Origin of the sequence: Amycolatopsis aidingensis (genome assembly GCF_018885265.1) — a bacterium.
Taxonomy (GTDB): domain Bacteria; phylum Actinomycetota; class Actinomycetes; order Mycobacteriales; family Pseudonocardiaceae; genus Amycolatopsis; species Amycolatopsis aidingensis.
Genome location: NZ_CP076538.1, coordinates 907782 through 920783 on the forward strand (window position 1 = coordinate 907782; position 13002 = coordinate 920783).

At 70.8% G+C, this 13002-nt stretch carries 12 protein-coding genes and 1 pseudogene; 9 read left to right on the forward strand and 4 right to left on the reverse strand.

The features are described from left to right. Positions 1 to 132 precede the first annotated feature (132 nt). Both KOI47_RS04485 and KOI47_RS04490 read left to right on the forward strand, forming a co-directional pair. The gene (locus tag KOI47_RS04485) at positions 133 to 300 is read left to right on the forward strand and encodes a DUF3117 domain-containing protein (RefSeq protein WP_142000455.1); all 168 of its coding nucleotides are present in this window, start codon (positions 133 to 135) and stop codon (positions 298 to 300) included. A gap of 100 nt (positions 301 to 400) precedes the next feature. Beyond that, positions 401 to 1888 (forward strand): annotated as a pseudogene (locus tag KOI47_RS04490) (leucyl aminopeptidase family protein); the annotation flags it as partial. Here KOI47_RS04490 and KOI47_RS35390 read toward each other — a convergent pair. Continuing rightward, positions 1816 to 2775, reverse strand: a complete 960-nt coding sequence (locus tag KOI47_RS35390) for a LysR family transcriptional regulator (protein WP_232376537.1) — start codon at positions 2773 to 2775, stop codon at positions 1816 to 1818. The pseudogene KOI47_RS04490 and the gene KOI47_RS35390 overlap by 73 nt on opposite strands. 117 nt (positions 2776 to 2892) lie before the next feature. Between KOI47_RS35390 and KOI47_RS04495 the strand changes: the two genes are divergently transcribed. After that, positions 2893 to 4131 carry an MFS transporter gene (locus KOI47_RS04495; protein WP_216217086.1) on the forward strand — a complete coding sequence of 413 codons (1239 nt, stop codon included), beginning with the start codon at positions 2893 to 2895 and terminating at the stop codon, positions 4129 to 4131. Here KOI47_RS04495 and KOI47_RS04500 read toward each other — a convergent pair. Next, the gene (locus tag KOI47_RS04500; protein ID WP_216214214.1) at positions 4040 to 4693 is read right to left on the reverse strand and encodes an O-methyltransferase; all 654 of its coding nucleotides are present in this window, start codon (positions 4691 to 4693) and stop codon (positions 4040 to 4042) included. The genes KOI47_RS04495 and KOI47_RS04500 overlap by 92 nt on opposite strands. 184 nt (positions 4694 to 4877) lie before the next feature. Between KOI47_RS04500 and sigE the strand changes: the two genes are divergently transcribed. The 4 genes from sigE (at position 4878) to tatB (ending at position 8419) form a co-directional block, all read left to right on the forward strand. Further along, complete coding sequence (sigE, locus tag KOI47_RS04505; RefSeq protein WP_216214216.1) at positions 4878 to 5534, forward strand: RNA polymerase sigma factor SigE; 657 nt, start codon at positions 4878 to 4880, stop codon at positions 5532 to 5534. Further along, complete coding sequence (locus KOI47_RS04510) at positions 5531 to 6259, forward strand: anti-sigma factor family protein (protein ID WP_216214218.1); 729 nt, start codon at positions 5531 to 5533, stop codon at positions 6257 to 6259. The genes sigE and KOI47_RS04510 overlap by 4 nt, the downstream gene beginning before the upstream one ends. Before the next feature lie 134 nt (positions 6260 to 6393). Beyond that, positions 6394 to 7929, forward strand: a complete 1536-nt coding sequence (locus KOI47_RS04515) for a trypsin-like peptidase domain-containing protein (protein ID WP_216214220.1) — start codon at positions 6394 to 6396, stop codon at positions 7927 to 7929. An 85-nt stretch (positions 7930 to 8014) separates the two neighbouring features. Next, a complete protein-coding gene (gene tatB, locus KOI47_RS04520; RefSeq protein ID WP_216214222.1) occupies positions 8015 to 8419 on the forward strand; it encodes a Sec-independent protein translocase protein TatB in 405 nt (134 codons plus the stop codon). 16 nt (positions 8420 to 8435) lie between these two features. Here the strand turns inward: tatB and KOI47_RS04525 are convergent, their stop codons facing one another. Further along, positions 8436 to 9575 (reverse strand): Mrp/NBP35 family ATP-binding protein, encoded by a 1140-nt coding sequence (locus KOI47_RS04525; RefSeq protein ID WP_216214224.1) that lies wholly within the window; start codon positions 9573 to 9575, stop codon positions 8436 to 8438. An 87-nt stretch (positions 9576 to 9662) separates the two neighbouring features. Next, complete coding sequence (locus KOI47_RS04530; RefSeq protein WP_232376538.1) at positions 9663 to 10553, reverse strand: aminoglycoside phosphotransferase family protein; 891 nt, start codon at positions 10551 to 10553, stop codon at positions 9663 to 9665. A gap of 139 nt (positions 10554 to 10692) precedes the next feature. On the opposite strand from KOI47_RS04530, the gene KOI47_RS04535 reads away from it, so the two are divergent. Next, a complete protein-coding gene (locus KOI47_RS04535; RefSeq protein WP_216214226.1) occupies positions 10693 to 11889 on the forward strand; it encodes an acyl-CoA dehydrogenase family protein in 1197 nt (398 codons plus the stop codon). A 71-nt stretch (positions 11890 to 11960) separates the two neighbouring features. Then, positions 11961 to 12881: a LamG domain-containing protein gene (locus tag KOI47_RS04540; RefSeq protein ID WP_232376539.1), complete on the forward strand. Its 921-nt coding sequence runs from the start codon at positions 11961 to 11963 to the stop codon at positions 12879 to 12881. Positions 12882 to 13002 lie beyond the last annotated feature (121 nt).

A 13002-nucleotide genomic window follows, 5' to 3' on the forward strand; every position in this document is an offset into this window, starting at 1 on the left:
ATACCAGCACCTATGCAACACGAAAAGATCGGTCCGCGTTCGCGGCCGCTCAGTGATAGGGGAGAATGGTCACAACCCGGTTGCTTTGGCGAGCGCGACCCGGGCGCGCCGGTTGAGACGAAAGGGAACGCTATGGCGGCCATGAAGCCTCGGACTGGAGACGGACCCCTCGAAGTGACCAAGGAGGGGCGGGGCCTCGTGATGCGCGTGCCGCTCGAGGGTGGTGGGCGTCTCGTCGTCGAGCTGTCGGCCGAGGAGGCCAAGGACCTCGGAGCTGCCCTGCAGGAGGCGACTGGCTGACCGCACCCCACGTTTTCCTGCCAGCGCTGGATTCGTACCAACCTGGCTCTTCCGGCGCGCGTGGAATTGCGCGCCGTCAACCGATATCTGGAGGCCGCCGATGGCGCGTTCACCGCTGCCGCCTGTCCCAACCCGGTTGCTCGAGGTCGAGGTGGCCGGCACCACACGGCGCACTGCGCCGTTGGCCATCCTTGTTCGCCAGTCCGACGAGCACGCCGGGAACGGGTCGCCGCGCGGTGAGCTGATCGAGCGCATCGGTGCCACCGGCAAGGCCGGTGAGGTGCACACCGTGCCGGACCCCGGCACCGGTCCGCGCTGGCTGGTCGGCATCGGCACCGGGGACCCGGCCGCGATGCGCACCGGCGGGGCGGCGTTCATCCGCGCCGCGGGCGCACACCTCGCCGCCGAACACGACGCGGGCCGCCGCCCGCCCCGTGCCGTACAGGTCGAGCTGCCTGCCGAGCTGACCGGCGCGGAGCTGGAGCCCTTCCTGACCGGCGCGCTGCTCGGCGGCTACCGCTATGTGGTCAGCGGGGAACCGGACCCGCCGCGGCCGCAGACCCTGCGGGTGATCACCGGGTACGACCGGGCCATCCAGCCGTACACCGAGATCGCCACCCGGGCGCGTGAGCTGGCCGCCGCCTCGGCGCTCGCCCGTGATCTCGCCAACACCCCGTCCAACGTGAAGAACCCCGGATGGCTCGCCGGGGTCGCCGAGCGCATGGCAAGCGACCTTCCCTGGCTCACCACGACGGTGCGGGACGAGGGCTGGCTCGCCGAGCAGGGCTTCGGCGGCATGCTCGCGGTTGGCGGCGGCTCGGCCAGCCCGCCGCGGCTGATCGAGCTCGCCTATCGCCCCCGCGGCGCCGCGGGGCACCTGCTGCTGGTCGGCAAGGGCATCACCTTCGACACCGGCGGCATCTCGATCAAACCCGCCGAGGGCATGCCGATGATGCGCACCGACATGGCGGGCGGCGGCGCCGTGCTCGCCGCGGTCCGGGCCATCGCCGCGCTGCGGCTGGGAGTGAAGGTGACCGCGCTGGTGCCCGCCGCGGAGAACCACGTCTCCGGCAGCGCCTACCGGCCGGGGGACGTGATCCGGCACTACGGTGGCACCACGACCGAGGTCGGCAACACCGATGCCGAGGGCAGGATGGTGCTCGCCGACGCGCTGGTCTACGGGATCAAGCGATACGCGCCGGACGCGGTTGTCGACGTCGCGACCCTGACCGGTGCGATGAAGGTCTCCCTCGGCCTGCGCACCGGGGGCCTGTTCGCCAGCGACGACGCCCTGGCCCAGTGGGTAAGGGAGGCCGGGGAACGCACCGGCGAGGCGTGGTGGCGGATGCCTCTGGTCGAGGACTACGCCGAGGCCGTGCGCAGCGAGATCGCCGACCTGCGCCAGGCCCCTTCCGGGCCCGGCGGCATCGCCGCGGCCCTGTTCCTGCGCGAGTTCACCGCCGGGCTGCCCTGGGCCCACCTGGACATCGCGGGGCCCGCGCGCTCGGAGCAGAACTACTGCGAGGTGGTGCCGGGCGGCACCGGGTTCGCCGCGCGCACCCTGGTCGAGCTGGCCGCGTCCTGGGCGCCGATGACGAACTCGCGGAAGGCCGCGACCGCGGGGGTCGGTTCCTGATCGGCGGGCCAGGCCAGCCCGATCGAGCGGGTCACCCTCGGCCGCAGCGGTAGCTCCACCACCTCGGCAGGCGGCGAGGGTTCGAACCGCGGCAGCAGCGCCACCCCGAAACCGGCCGCGACCAGGCCGCGCACGGTGTCCGACTCCTGCCCCTCGAAGGCGACCTCCGGCCGGAATCCCGCGGCCGCGCACAGCTCGTCGGTGATCTGCCGCAGCCCGTAGCCCGGTTCGAGCAGCACGAAGGGTTCCGCGCTCAGCTCGCCCATCGTGACCGCCGTGCGGCCGGCGAGCCGGTGGGTCGCCGGCACGGAAAGGAACAGTTCCTGCTCGGCCAGCCAGTGCCCGCGTAACGCCGGATCGTCCACCGGCACCGGGGCGACCAGCGCGAGGTCGATGCTGCGGCGGATGAGGCCGTCCAGCACGTCCTGCCGGGAGCCCTGCACCAGGCTGAACCGCACCCCCGGCTGGTCGGCCCGGAACCGGCGCAGCAGCTCCGGCACGTACGAGCGCCCGAGCAGATGCAGGAAGCCCAGTACCACCCGCCCGCGCTCCGGCGAGATCTCCTCGCGTACCTGCCGGATGCCGCCGTGCAGCACGCTCAGCGCCTGTTCCGCGGTGCCGGCCAGCAGCGCACCCACCCTGGTCAGCCGGATCCCCCTGCCCCGCGGCACGGTGAGCGGCGTGCCGACCAGCTCGGCCAGCGCGGCCAGCCGCCTGCTGGCGGTCGGTTGCGGGATGCCGAGCAGCTCGGCCGTCCGAGTGAGATTCCCTGTGCGGTTGAGCACCCCGAGCAGGGCCAGCCCCGGGGCCAGCTCCCCGGCGAGCTGCCAATCCGCCATTTCATCCACCACGGTATGAATAATGCTCCAATTACGTATTGGACGCATTGATTAGCCCGGCTTAGCGTCGCGGTCGTGTCCGTTGCCACCGCGCCAGCACCCGCCAGGGCCCGCCGGGTGACCTTCGCCGTGGCCACTGCGGGGATCTCCTCCTTCGCGCTGCTCTACGCCCCGCAACCGGTACTGCCGCAGCTGGCCGCGCATTTTCACCTCGATCCCGGCGGGGCCTCGCTGGCGATCAGCATCGGCACCGGCGCGCTGGCGGCCGCGGTGCTGCCGATCGCCGCGTTGTCCGAGCTGGTCGGCAGGCGCCCGATCATCCTGGCCTCGGTGCTCGGATCCGTGCTGCTGGCGCTGCTGCTCCCGCTCGCCCAGAGCTATCCGCTGTTCCTGCTGGTCCGTGCGTTGCAGGGGGTGGCGATCGCGGGCTTTCCCGGCGTGGCCGCCGCCTACCTCGCCGAGCAGCTCGGCCGGGACGGCCCCGGCTCGCGCGGGGTCGCCGCCGCGGTGGGGGTGATGATCGCGGGCAACACCATCGGCGGGATGACCGGCAGGCTGGCCAGCGGGTTCACCGCTGACCTGCTCGGCTGGCAGGGGGCGCTCACCGTGGTCACCGTGATCGCGTTGCTGTGCTCTCTGCTCACCGTCCTCGCGCTGCCACGCGGCGGCGAGGCGGCCCGCGGCGGTGGTGGGCACCGGGTCCGCGCGGTCCTCGCCGGGCTCGGCAGCGCGCTACGCGGCCGGGTGCTGCTCGCCCAGTACGCGGTCGCGCTGCTGGCCATGGGCTCGTTCGTCGCGCTGTACAACGCGGCAGGCTTCCGGCTCACCGGGGCGCCGTTGCACCTTTCCCCCGCGGTGGCCTCGCTGGTGTTCCTCGCCTACGCGATGGGCACGGTGTCCTCGGCGGCCATGGGCAGGCTGGTCACCCGGTTCGGCAGGGTCCGCTCCCTGGTCACCGCGCTGCTGGTGACGGCGGGCGGGGCGGCGCTGACCCTCCCCGACTCGCTGCCGTTGGTTGTGCTCGGCTTCGTGGTGCTCACCGGCGGTTTCTTCGCCGCGCACGCGGTGGCCAACGGCTGGGCAGCCGCGGAGGCGCCCGCCGGGGCCCGCGGGCAGGTCTCCGGGCTCTACACCCTGGCCTACTACCTGGGCAGCAGCATCGGCGGCACCCTCGGCAGCATGGTCTACGGCCATGCGGGATGGGGCTGGCTGGTGGGCACCACCGGGGTCTGGCTCGGGCTCGCCGCGCTCGGCGTGGCCGGGGTCAGGTGGTCGTATGCGCGGCCACCAGCAGCCCGGCGCCCACCGGAAGCAGCGCGGGCATCAGCCGCTCATCCTCACGCACCGCACGGGTGAGGCCGCGCAGCGCGACCGCCTCCGTGTCCCGCCGCGCCGGGTCGGTCACCCTGCCCTCCGCCAGTACACCCTGGAACACGATGACCCCGCCCGGCCGCAGCAGCTGCACGCCGAGCTCGCAGTAGCCCGGGTACTCGGGCATGGTGGCGTCGATGAACACCAGGTCGTAGCCACCGGTGGTGAGCCGGGGCAGCACGTCCAGTGCCCTGCCCATGATCAGCCGGGTGCGGCCGGGCTGGTAGCCGGCGGCAAGGAAGTTCTGCCGCGCGGCCCGGTGGTACTCCGGCTCGATGTCGATCGAGGTGAGCACGCCGTCCTCGGCCATGCCGCGCAGCAGGTAGAGCCCGCTCACCCCGGTGCCGGTGCCGACCTCCACCACCGCCCGCGCCCGCGAGGCGGCGGCGAGGAAGCGCAGGGCGGCGCCGCCCGCGCGGCTGAGCGGGACGCAGCCGAGGTCCTCGGCCTGGGCGCGGGCGGAGCCCAGGACCTCGTCCTCGGGCAGGTAACCCTCGATGTAGTCACCCAGATCCGCCGAACCGGTGATGTGCGTCTCGGAGGTCACGCGGAAACATTAGCGGTGCACATCGCCGTATCCGAGCAGGACCGGCGGAACCGGGAAAACCTTCTCAGGCTGCTCTCAGCCCGATCTCACTAGAACCATAAGGAAGCAGGCGAAACTGAGTCCCACAGGTGGGAACACGCGGGGCAGGCTCCGCGTTGGGCTGAATAGTTGGGAGAGCTGCCCTATGGAGGTGCCTTCGCTGTCGATGCAGAAGAGTCCGAAGAGCGCTGAGCTGCCGGCGGATGCCGCCGCCGTGACCCAGGTCGGGGACAAGGCCGAGCCGACATGGACCCCGCCGACCTGGGACGAGGTCGTGCGCGAGCATGCCGACCGGGTCTACCGGCTCGCCTATCGCCTCAGCGGTAACGTCCACGACGCGGAGGACCTCACCCAGGAGACCTTCATCCGGGTGTTCCGTTCGCTGGCCTCCTACAAGCCGGGCACCTTCGAGGGCTGGCTGCACCGGATCACCACGAACCTGTTCCTGGACATGGCACGCCGCCGGTCGCGGGTGCGCATGGAGGGCCTGCCGGAGGACACCGACCGCATCGTCGGTGACGACCCCAGCCCGGAGCAGGTCTACTCCCGCACCCATCTGGACCCCGACCTGCAGGCCGCGCTGGACGAGCTCCCGCCGGAGTTCCGCGCCGCGGTCGTGCTCTGCGATGTGGAGGGGCTGTCCTACGAGGAGATCGGCGCCACGCTCGGGGTTAAGCTCGGCACTGTGCGCAGCAGAATCCACCGCGGCAGGCAGGCACTCCGGGTAGCGCTGGAACGCCGCAAGGCCCCGGCGAACGCCGAGATCGTGCCGCCGCTCACCTACGCGGAGGCCAGGGTATGAGCGAAGCACGGGGATGGGGACTCCCCGAATCGCACCTGCTACCGGATGCCGTGGTCGCGTTCGTCGACCGGGAGCTTTCCCTCGGCGCGCACGAACGGGCGGCGGCGCATGTCGCCCGCTGTCCGGGGTGCGCCGCCGAGGTCACCGCGCAGCGGCAGGCCCGCGCCGCGGTGAAAGGCGCCGAGGCACCGAGGATGTCGGCGGGTTTCCTGGCGAGCCTGCGGTCCATACCCGAGCACACCGAGGTCTCCAGCACGCCGGACAACCTGGCGATCACCGAGGATGGTCAGCTGGTCGCGATCCAGCGCCCGGACCGGGTCGCCGGTCTGCGTTCCCCGGGCTCGTCCGGTTCTCCGGCCGGCGTGGAGTCCGCCCCGCTCGGCAGCACCGCCCCGCTCGGCAGCACCGCCCCGCTCGGTAACTCGCCGAATGTACTCGGTAACGGTGCCCGGCTGAACGTCTCGAAACGCCGCGCCGCGCAGGGCGCGGGTGTGGTGGTGTCCGGGCTGGTACTGAGCGCGCTCGCGCTGGTGGCCACCTCCGGCGGGGAGGAGACCGGCGGGGGCCCCGGGGTGCCGCCGCGGGACGTACTGCGCGCGCAGTTCGGGGTGCAGGGGCCGCCGAGGCAGGCCCCGACCACCACGACCACAACGCCCCCGGCGGCGTCCGGCACCGAGGACGCGGGCCGGGAGGTCCCCGTTCCGGTGGGCGCGCACCAGCCCTGACCTCGCGCTCCTGCGCAACGCCTACTTCACCGGGATCACGGCAGACTTGGTGATCCGGGGCTGGCGTATGGTCACGCCAGTCAGTCACCCGTCCACCTGGCGGAGCCCGAGGCACCAACACATTCCGGGGAACGATGAACCAGCCGAACTCGAACCAGGAACATCCCGCGGCGCGGGAGAACCGGCTCGGGCCGCGCCCGGTGAACCGTCCCCCGGTGGACCAGGCACAGGCGGCCGTCTTCGGCCGCCCACGGGGGGTACGGGGTTCCTTCGACAAGCTGTACTCACCGGAGCGCCGCAACGGCAACGTCGAGGGGCTGACCAGCGCTCCGCCGCCCCCGGAGTCGCTGGTCGAGGCGTTCCGCCGCCCGCAGGGTGCCGAGGGCGTCGTGCTGCAGCGGCCGCAGGAAGGCAACGGCGGCGGCCCGGCCGAGGAGGTAGAGCAACCGCTGTGGTCGCGCCAGGGGGACCCGTGGCGGGACCCCGGAGCGGGTGCCGTGCTCGGCGGCCCGGCCGTACCGGGCGAGGAGGATGCCGAGCGGGACACCGAGCGGCCCCGCGGGGCGCTGCTGAGCCTGCCCGAGGTGCTGTTCGGCCGCAGGGTGAAGCCCACCGCGCTGGCCCTGCTCGGCGCGGTCGCGTTGCTGATCGGCGCCGTCGGCGGCGTGGTCGGCTGGTTCCTCTCCAGTGCGGGCGACTCGCTGACCGGTGAGCTGAACATCGCCGAGGCGCAGGCAGGCAAGGAGCGGCCTGCCGGATCGGTGGCCGATATCGCGGGCCGGGTCGCCCCGGCCGTGGTGTCCATCGAGGTCAAGTCCGGGCAGGCCGGTGGGGTCGGCTCGGGGGTCATGATCGACCCGGATGGCTACGTCGTCACCAACAACCACGTGGTCTCCGGGGCCACCAGGGACGAGCAGGCCGAGATCACCGCGGTGTTCATCGACGGCACCCGTGCGCGGGCGGAGATCGTCGGCACCGACCCGAAGACCGACCTCGCGGTGATCAAGGTGAACGTGCCGAACCCGGTGGTCATCGAGATCGGTAAGTCCGCCGATCTGGCGGCCGGGGACTCGGTCATCGCCGTCGGTTCGCCGTTCGGCCTGGAGAACACGGTGACCGAGGGCATCGTCAGCGCGCTGAACCGGCCGGTGACCGCGCCGGGGGAGAACGGCGACCCGCCGGTGACCTACGACGCGATCCAGACCGACGCCGCGATCAACCCCGGCAACTCCGGTGGCGCGCTGGTGGACGCCACCGGGGCGCTGGTCGGGATCAACTCGCTGATCAGGACCGTCGGCGGGGGTGGTCAGGGTTCCGGTGGCAGCATCGGCCTCGGTTTCGCCATCCCGGTCGACCAGGTGGTCCGGATCAGTGAGGCACTGATCCGGGACGGCGAGGTCAAGCACGCCGACCTCGGGGTGAACGCGGCCTCGGTGTCGGCGAACACCTCGGAGGGCGCGCAGATCCGCAACGTGACCGCGGGCGGGCCCGCGGCGAACGCCGGGATCGCCGAGGGCGACGTGATCACCAAGGTCGGGGACCGGCCGGTGCGCAACGCGGCCGAGCTGACCGTCGCGGTGCGTGAGCACGACATCGGTGACGTGGTGCCGGTGCAGCTGGTGCGGGCGAACCGGAAGCTCACCGTGGACGTCACGCTCGGCAGTGACTGAGTGGGCTTCAGATTGACCGGCCCGGCAGGCCGGTGCGGGCGGTACCCTGGTCGTGGCATACGCGTCGGCGAGGCGGAGGTTCGCGGTGTTCGAGAGCGTTGGGTGGGGCGAGATCCTCGTGCTCATCGTCGCCGGGCTGTTCATCCTCGGTCCCGAGCGGCTGCCCGATGCGGCGGCCTGGCTCGGCAAGAGCGTCCGTAAGGTGCGCGACTTCGCCACCGGGGCGCGGCAGCAGCTGCGCGACGAGATGGGCCCGGAGTACGAGGAGTTCCGCCAGCCCATCGAGGACCTGCGCGAGCTGCGCAGCTTCGACCCCAAGCGGGTGGTCACCCAGCATCTGTTCGACGGCGACCCCGACCCGCTCGGGATGAACAACATCAACGGTAACGGCGGGGACTACTACAAGCCCAACGGTTATCCCGGGGCCACCAAGCCCGCCGAACCGCTCAAGCCCGGCGAGAAGCCCCCCGTCGACCCCGACGCCACCTGAGGGCGGCGCCGCGGCGTCAGGTTGGGGTGACGTTCAGCATGCGGCCTGCGAGGCCGCGGGCCCGGGTGGAAAGCTTCGAGGACGCGGTGCGCAGCACCTCCGAGGCCGGGGCCTCCGGCTCGGACAGCACCAGCGGGGTACCGGCGTCGCCCTGCTCGCGCAGCCGCGGGTCCAGCGGAACCTGACCGAGCAGCGGCACCTCGGCACCGGTGGACTTGGACAGCGAGTCGGCAACCGTCTGCCCGCCCCCGGAGCCGAAGATCTCCATCCGCGAGCCGTCCGGGGTCTCCAGCCAGGACATGTTCTCGATCACACCGGCGATTCGCTGCCGGGTCTGCAGGGCGATCGCGCCCGCCCGCTCGGCCACCTCGGCCGCGGCCTGCTGTGGCGTGGTGACCACCAGCAGTTCGGCGTTCGGGATGAGCTGGGCCACCGAGATCGCGATATCCCCGGTACCCGGCGGCAGGTCCAGCAGCAGGATGTCGAGGTCACCCCAGAACACGTCGGCAAGGAACTGCTGCAGCGCGCGGTGCAACATCGGCCCCCGCCACACCACCGGGGTGTTGCCAGGGGTGAACATCCCGATCGAGATGACCTTCACGCCGTGCGCCTGCGGCGGCATGATCATCTTCTCCACCTTGGTCGGCTTCTCCCGCGCGCCGAGCATCCGCGGCACCGAGTGGCCGTAGATGTCCGCGTCCACCACGCCGACCGAGAGCCCACGCTCCGCCATGGCCACGGCGAGGTTCACCGTCACACTGGACTTGCCGACCCCGCCCTTGCCGGAGGCCACGCAGTACACCCTGGTCAGCGAGCCGGGCTGGGCGAAGGGGATCACCGGTTCGGCGGAGTCGCCGCGGAGCGACTTGCGCAGCTCCGTGCGCTGCTCGTCACTCATCACGTCCAGCTCGACCTTGACCTCGCGGACGCCGTCGAGCCGCTCGACCGCGGCGGTGGTGTCCTTGGTGATGGTGTCCTTCAGCGGGCAGCCCGCGATCGTGAGGTAGATCGCGACGTTGACCACGCCGTCCTCGCCGACCGTGACGTCCTTGACCATGCCAAGTTCGGTGATCGGCTTCTTGATCTCCGGGTCGATGACGTCCTTCAGCGCGTTGTGGACGTCGTCGACACTGGGAAGCTGCTGCGTGCTGGTCACTGCTCGAGCACCGACCTTCTCTGGGGGCAAACCGAATGTTCACCCTCCATGCTACGGAAGGGTAGTTCGTGCCGGTTTCTTCCCCGCTCAGCGTGCGCCGGCCCACCCGGCGATCCGGACGACGGCGGTGTGCAGCCAGTCGCCCTCCGCTTCGTCCTCGACCGCCCACAGCCAGTTCACCACCGCGCGCACCAGGGTCCAGTCCCTGGCCAGCGCCGGGTCGAGCCGGGCTGCGGCGACCAGCGCGGCGAACCGCTCGTCCAGGGTCGTCTCGCCCATCCGGTTCCACAGCAAGGGGATCACCCCGAACTCCGGGTCGCCCGCGATCGGCTTCGGATCGATCACCAGCCATGGCTGCCTGCTGCCACGCAGCACGTTCTGGTAATGCAGGTCCTCGTTCACCAGCAGCGAACCGGCACGCGGGCCGCGCTCGCGGCAGACGGCCACGGCGGCGTCCAGCAGTTCCTTCGGCAGTGGCCTGCCCAGCCGCTGCCATTCCGTTGGCAGTTCGGCCGCCCAGCGGGCCGCCTCGGCGCGCAAGCTCCGGCGCAGCGGCGGGGCGGGCACGGACAGCCTGCGCAGCAACCCGCCGGCCACCGCCACAGCCCTGTCGATCGGCTCGCCGTCCAGCGTGCGCCCGGCGTCCAGCCGCTCCAGCAGCAGGACCCCGTGTTCGGGGTCACTTGCCAGCAGCCGCACCGCGCCCGCGCCGTCCCAGGCGGCCAGTGCCACCGGCTCGTCCCTGGTCTCCTCGTCCTGCCAGCCGAGCTTGAGCATCGCCTCGCCGCCATCTGCCCTGGTCACCGGTTGCACGAGCGCGGTGTAGCCGTGGAGCGTGGGGCCGTCGGCGGTCAGTGACCACGCCCGGTGGTACTGCGCGGCGAGGCCGGGCAGCGCGGCCACCCAGGCGCGGCCCCGATCGCCTGCCATGGCACCGATGTGCGCGGCGAACGGCGGCGGAACGATCAACTCGGTCACGTTCAGAGCATTCCGCGCCTGTCGATCGGTTTTGTCCTGGCCATCGGCAGTGGCCCTGCCCACCCCGAACCTGCGAATGCGGCGATTTCCGTCATACTGACGGGTAACCTGCCGCCCGGAGCCACCACGAGGAGCACGCATGGCCCGCCTCGCCCAGACCGCCGGCTTGACCGACGTGCAGAAGGAGATCCTGGCCACGGTCCGCGCCTTCGTGGACAAGGAGGTCATCCCGCAGGCGCAGGAGCTGGAGCACACCGACACGTACCCGGCGGAGATCGTCGAGGGTATGAAGGAGATGGGCCTCTTCGGTATCACCATCCCCGAGGAGTACGGCGGGCTCGGCGAGTCGCTGCTCACCTACGCGCTGGTGGTCGAGGAGATCGCCCGCGGCTGGATGAGCGTCTCCGGTGTGATCAACACGCATTTCATCGTGGCGCACATGATCAACCGGCACGGCACGCCGGAGCAGAAGCAGCACTTCCTGCCGCGCATGGCGACCGGCGAGGTGCGGGGGTCGTTCTCGATGTCGGAGCCCGACCTCGGCTCGGACGTCGCCGCGATCAAGACGAAGGCGCGCAAGGATGGCGACTCCTACGTCATCGACGGCTCGAAGATGTGGCTGACCAACGGTGGGACCTCGAACCTGATCGCGTTGCTGGTGCGTACCGAGGAAGGCGCGGAAAAGGCGCACCAGAACCTCACCACGTTCCTGGTGGAGAAGCCGGAGGGATTCGGTGAGGTCGCACCCGGCCTCACCATTCCGGGCAAAATCGAGAAAATGGGCTACAAAGGCGTGGACACCACCGAGGCGGTGTTCGACGGCTACCGCACCGGTGCGGACACGGTGCTGGGTGCCGCGCCGGGCAAGGGCTTCTCGTACATGATGGACGGAATCGAGGTCGGCAGGGTCAACGTGGCCGCCAGGGCGTGTGGAATCGCGATCCGGGCCTTCGAGCTCGCGGTGGAGTACGCCCAGCAGCGCAAGACCTTCGGCAAGCCGATCGCCGAGCACCAGGCGATCGCGTTCAAGCTGGCCGAGATGGCCACCAAGGTCGAGGCTGCGCACCTGATGATGGTCAACGCCGCGCGGCTGAAGGATGCCGGTGAGCGCAACGACGTCGAGGCCGGAATGGCCAAGCTGATCGCCAGCGAGTACTGCGCCGAGGTCACCCAGGAGGCGTTCCGCATCCACGGCGGCTACGGCTACTCCAAGGAGTACGAGATCGAGCGGCTGATGCGCGAGGCGCCGTTCCTGCTCATCGGCGAGGGCACCAGCGAGATCCAGAAGACCATCATCAGCCGCGGCCTGCTGCGCGAGTACAAATCCCGCGGCTGAGCCGATCACCGTATCCGGCTACGCCGTTCGCCGCACTGCTATCGGCGTCGGGAGTTCGAGTCGTTACCGGCGTGTCCGCCAACTGGCGGCTGCCCGATGCCGATCTTCTCGGGAGACTCCTGCCCGGAACAGCAAAGTCGCGTGTTGTCGGGGGACCCGCGCTGACCGGGTTAGGGGAGTTCTTCATGTCGCGTCGAGCAGGGGCTCGTGGTTGGGCGCTGCGATTGTTGCCGGTGGTCGCGTTGAGTGCCGTCTGGCTCACACCGATGCCCGCCGCAGCGGAACCGTCGGTGACCAAGGTCGGCACGCACTGCCCTGTGCACTACCTCCCGCTGGACGAGGGCTTCGGCAACTACACCTTCGACGTGGCCGGCGGCCGGCTCGGGACGCTGCACAACGGGGCTGAGCTCGCCGAAGGGCGCGTGGGTAACGCCGTGTCGCTCGACGGGGTGGACGACCATGTATCGACCACCGGAGTCGACCTGCGCACCGACACGAGTTTCAGCGTCGCCGCCTGGGTCTACCTCGAGGAGAAGCCCGGCCAGCAGACCGCCGTCAGTCTGGATGGTGACCGCACCAGCAAGTTCCGGCTCGGTCAGGTGATGGACGGGCAGCACCGGCTCGGTTCGTGGGTGTTCGAGATGCCCGAGTCGGACACCGACGGCGCACTTTTTACCGAGAAGGCTGTGTCTACCTGGGAATCCGAGACAGAGACGTGGATCCATCTCACCGGGGTGTATGACGCATCGGCGGACCGCTTGTGGCTTTACGTCAATGGGAGCCGAACCGGCGATGGCACGGTGCAGAACACCTGGAACGCGGATGGTGGCTTGCAGATCGGCCGGGGTAAGGCCGATGGCGCCGCCGGTGAGTTCTGGCCCGGCAAGGTCGATGACGTCCGCCTGTACGACCGGATCCTGTCAGACGAAGATGTCGTGGACCTGTATCAGTCGTATCCGGATGCCGCTGGGACGATCACCGCATCCTCTTAGCCCGATTGCCGCACGCCGATCGGCGCCGAGATAGCGATTCGTTACCGGGGTGTCCGCCAACTGGCGGCTGTCCGGTACCGATCTCCCCGGAAGACTCCCACAGGCAACGTAAAGGTCGCGT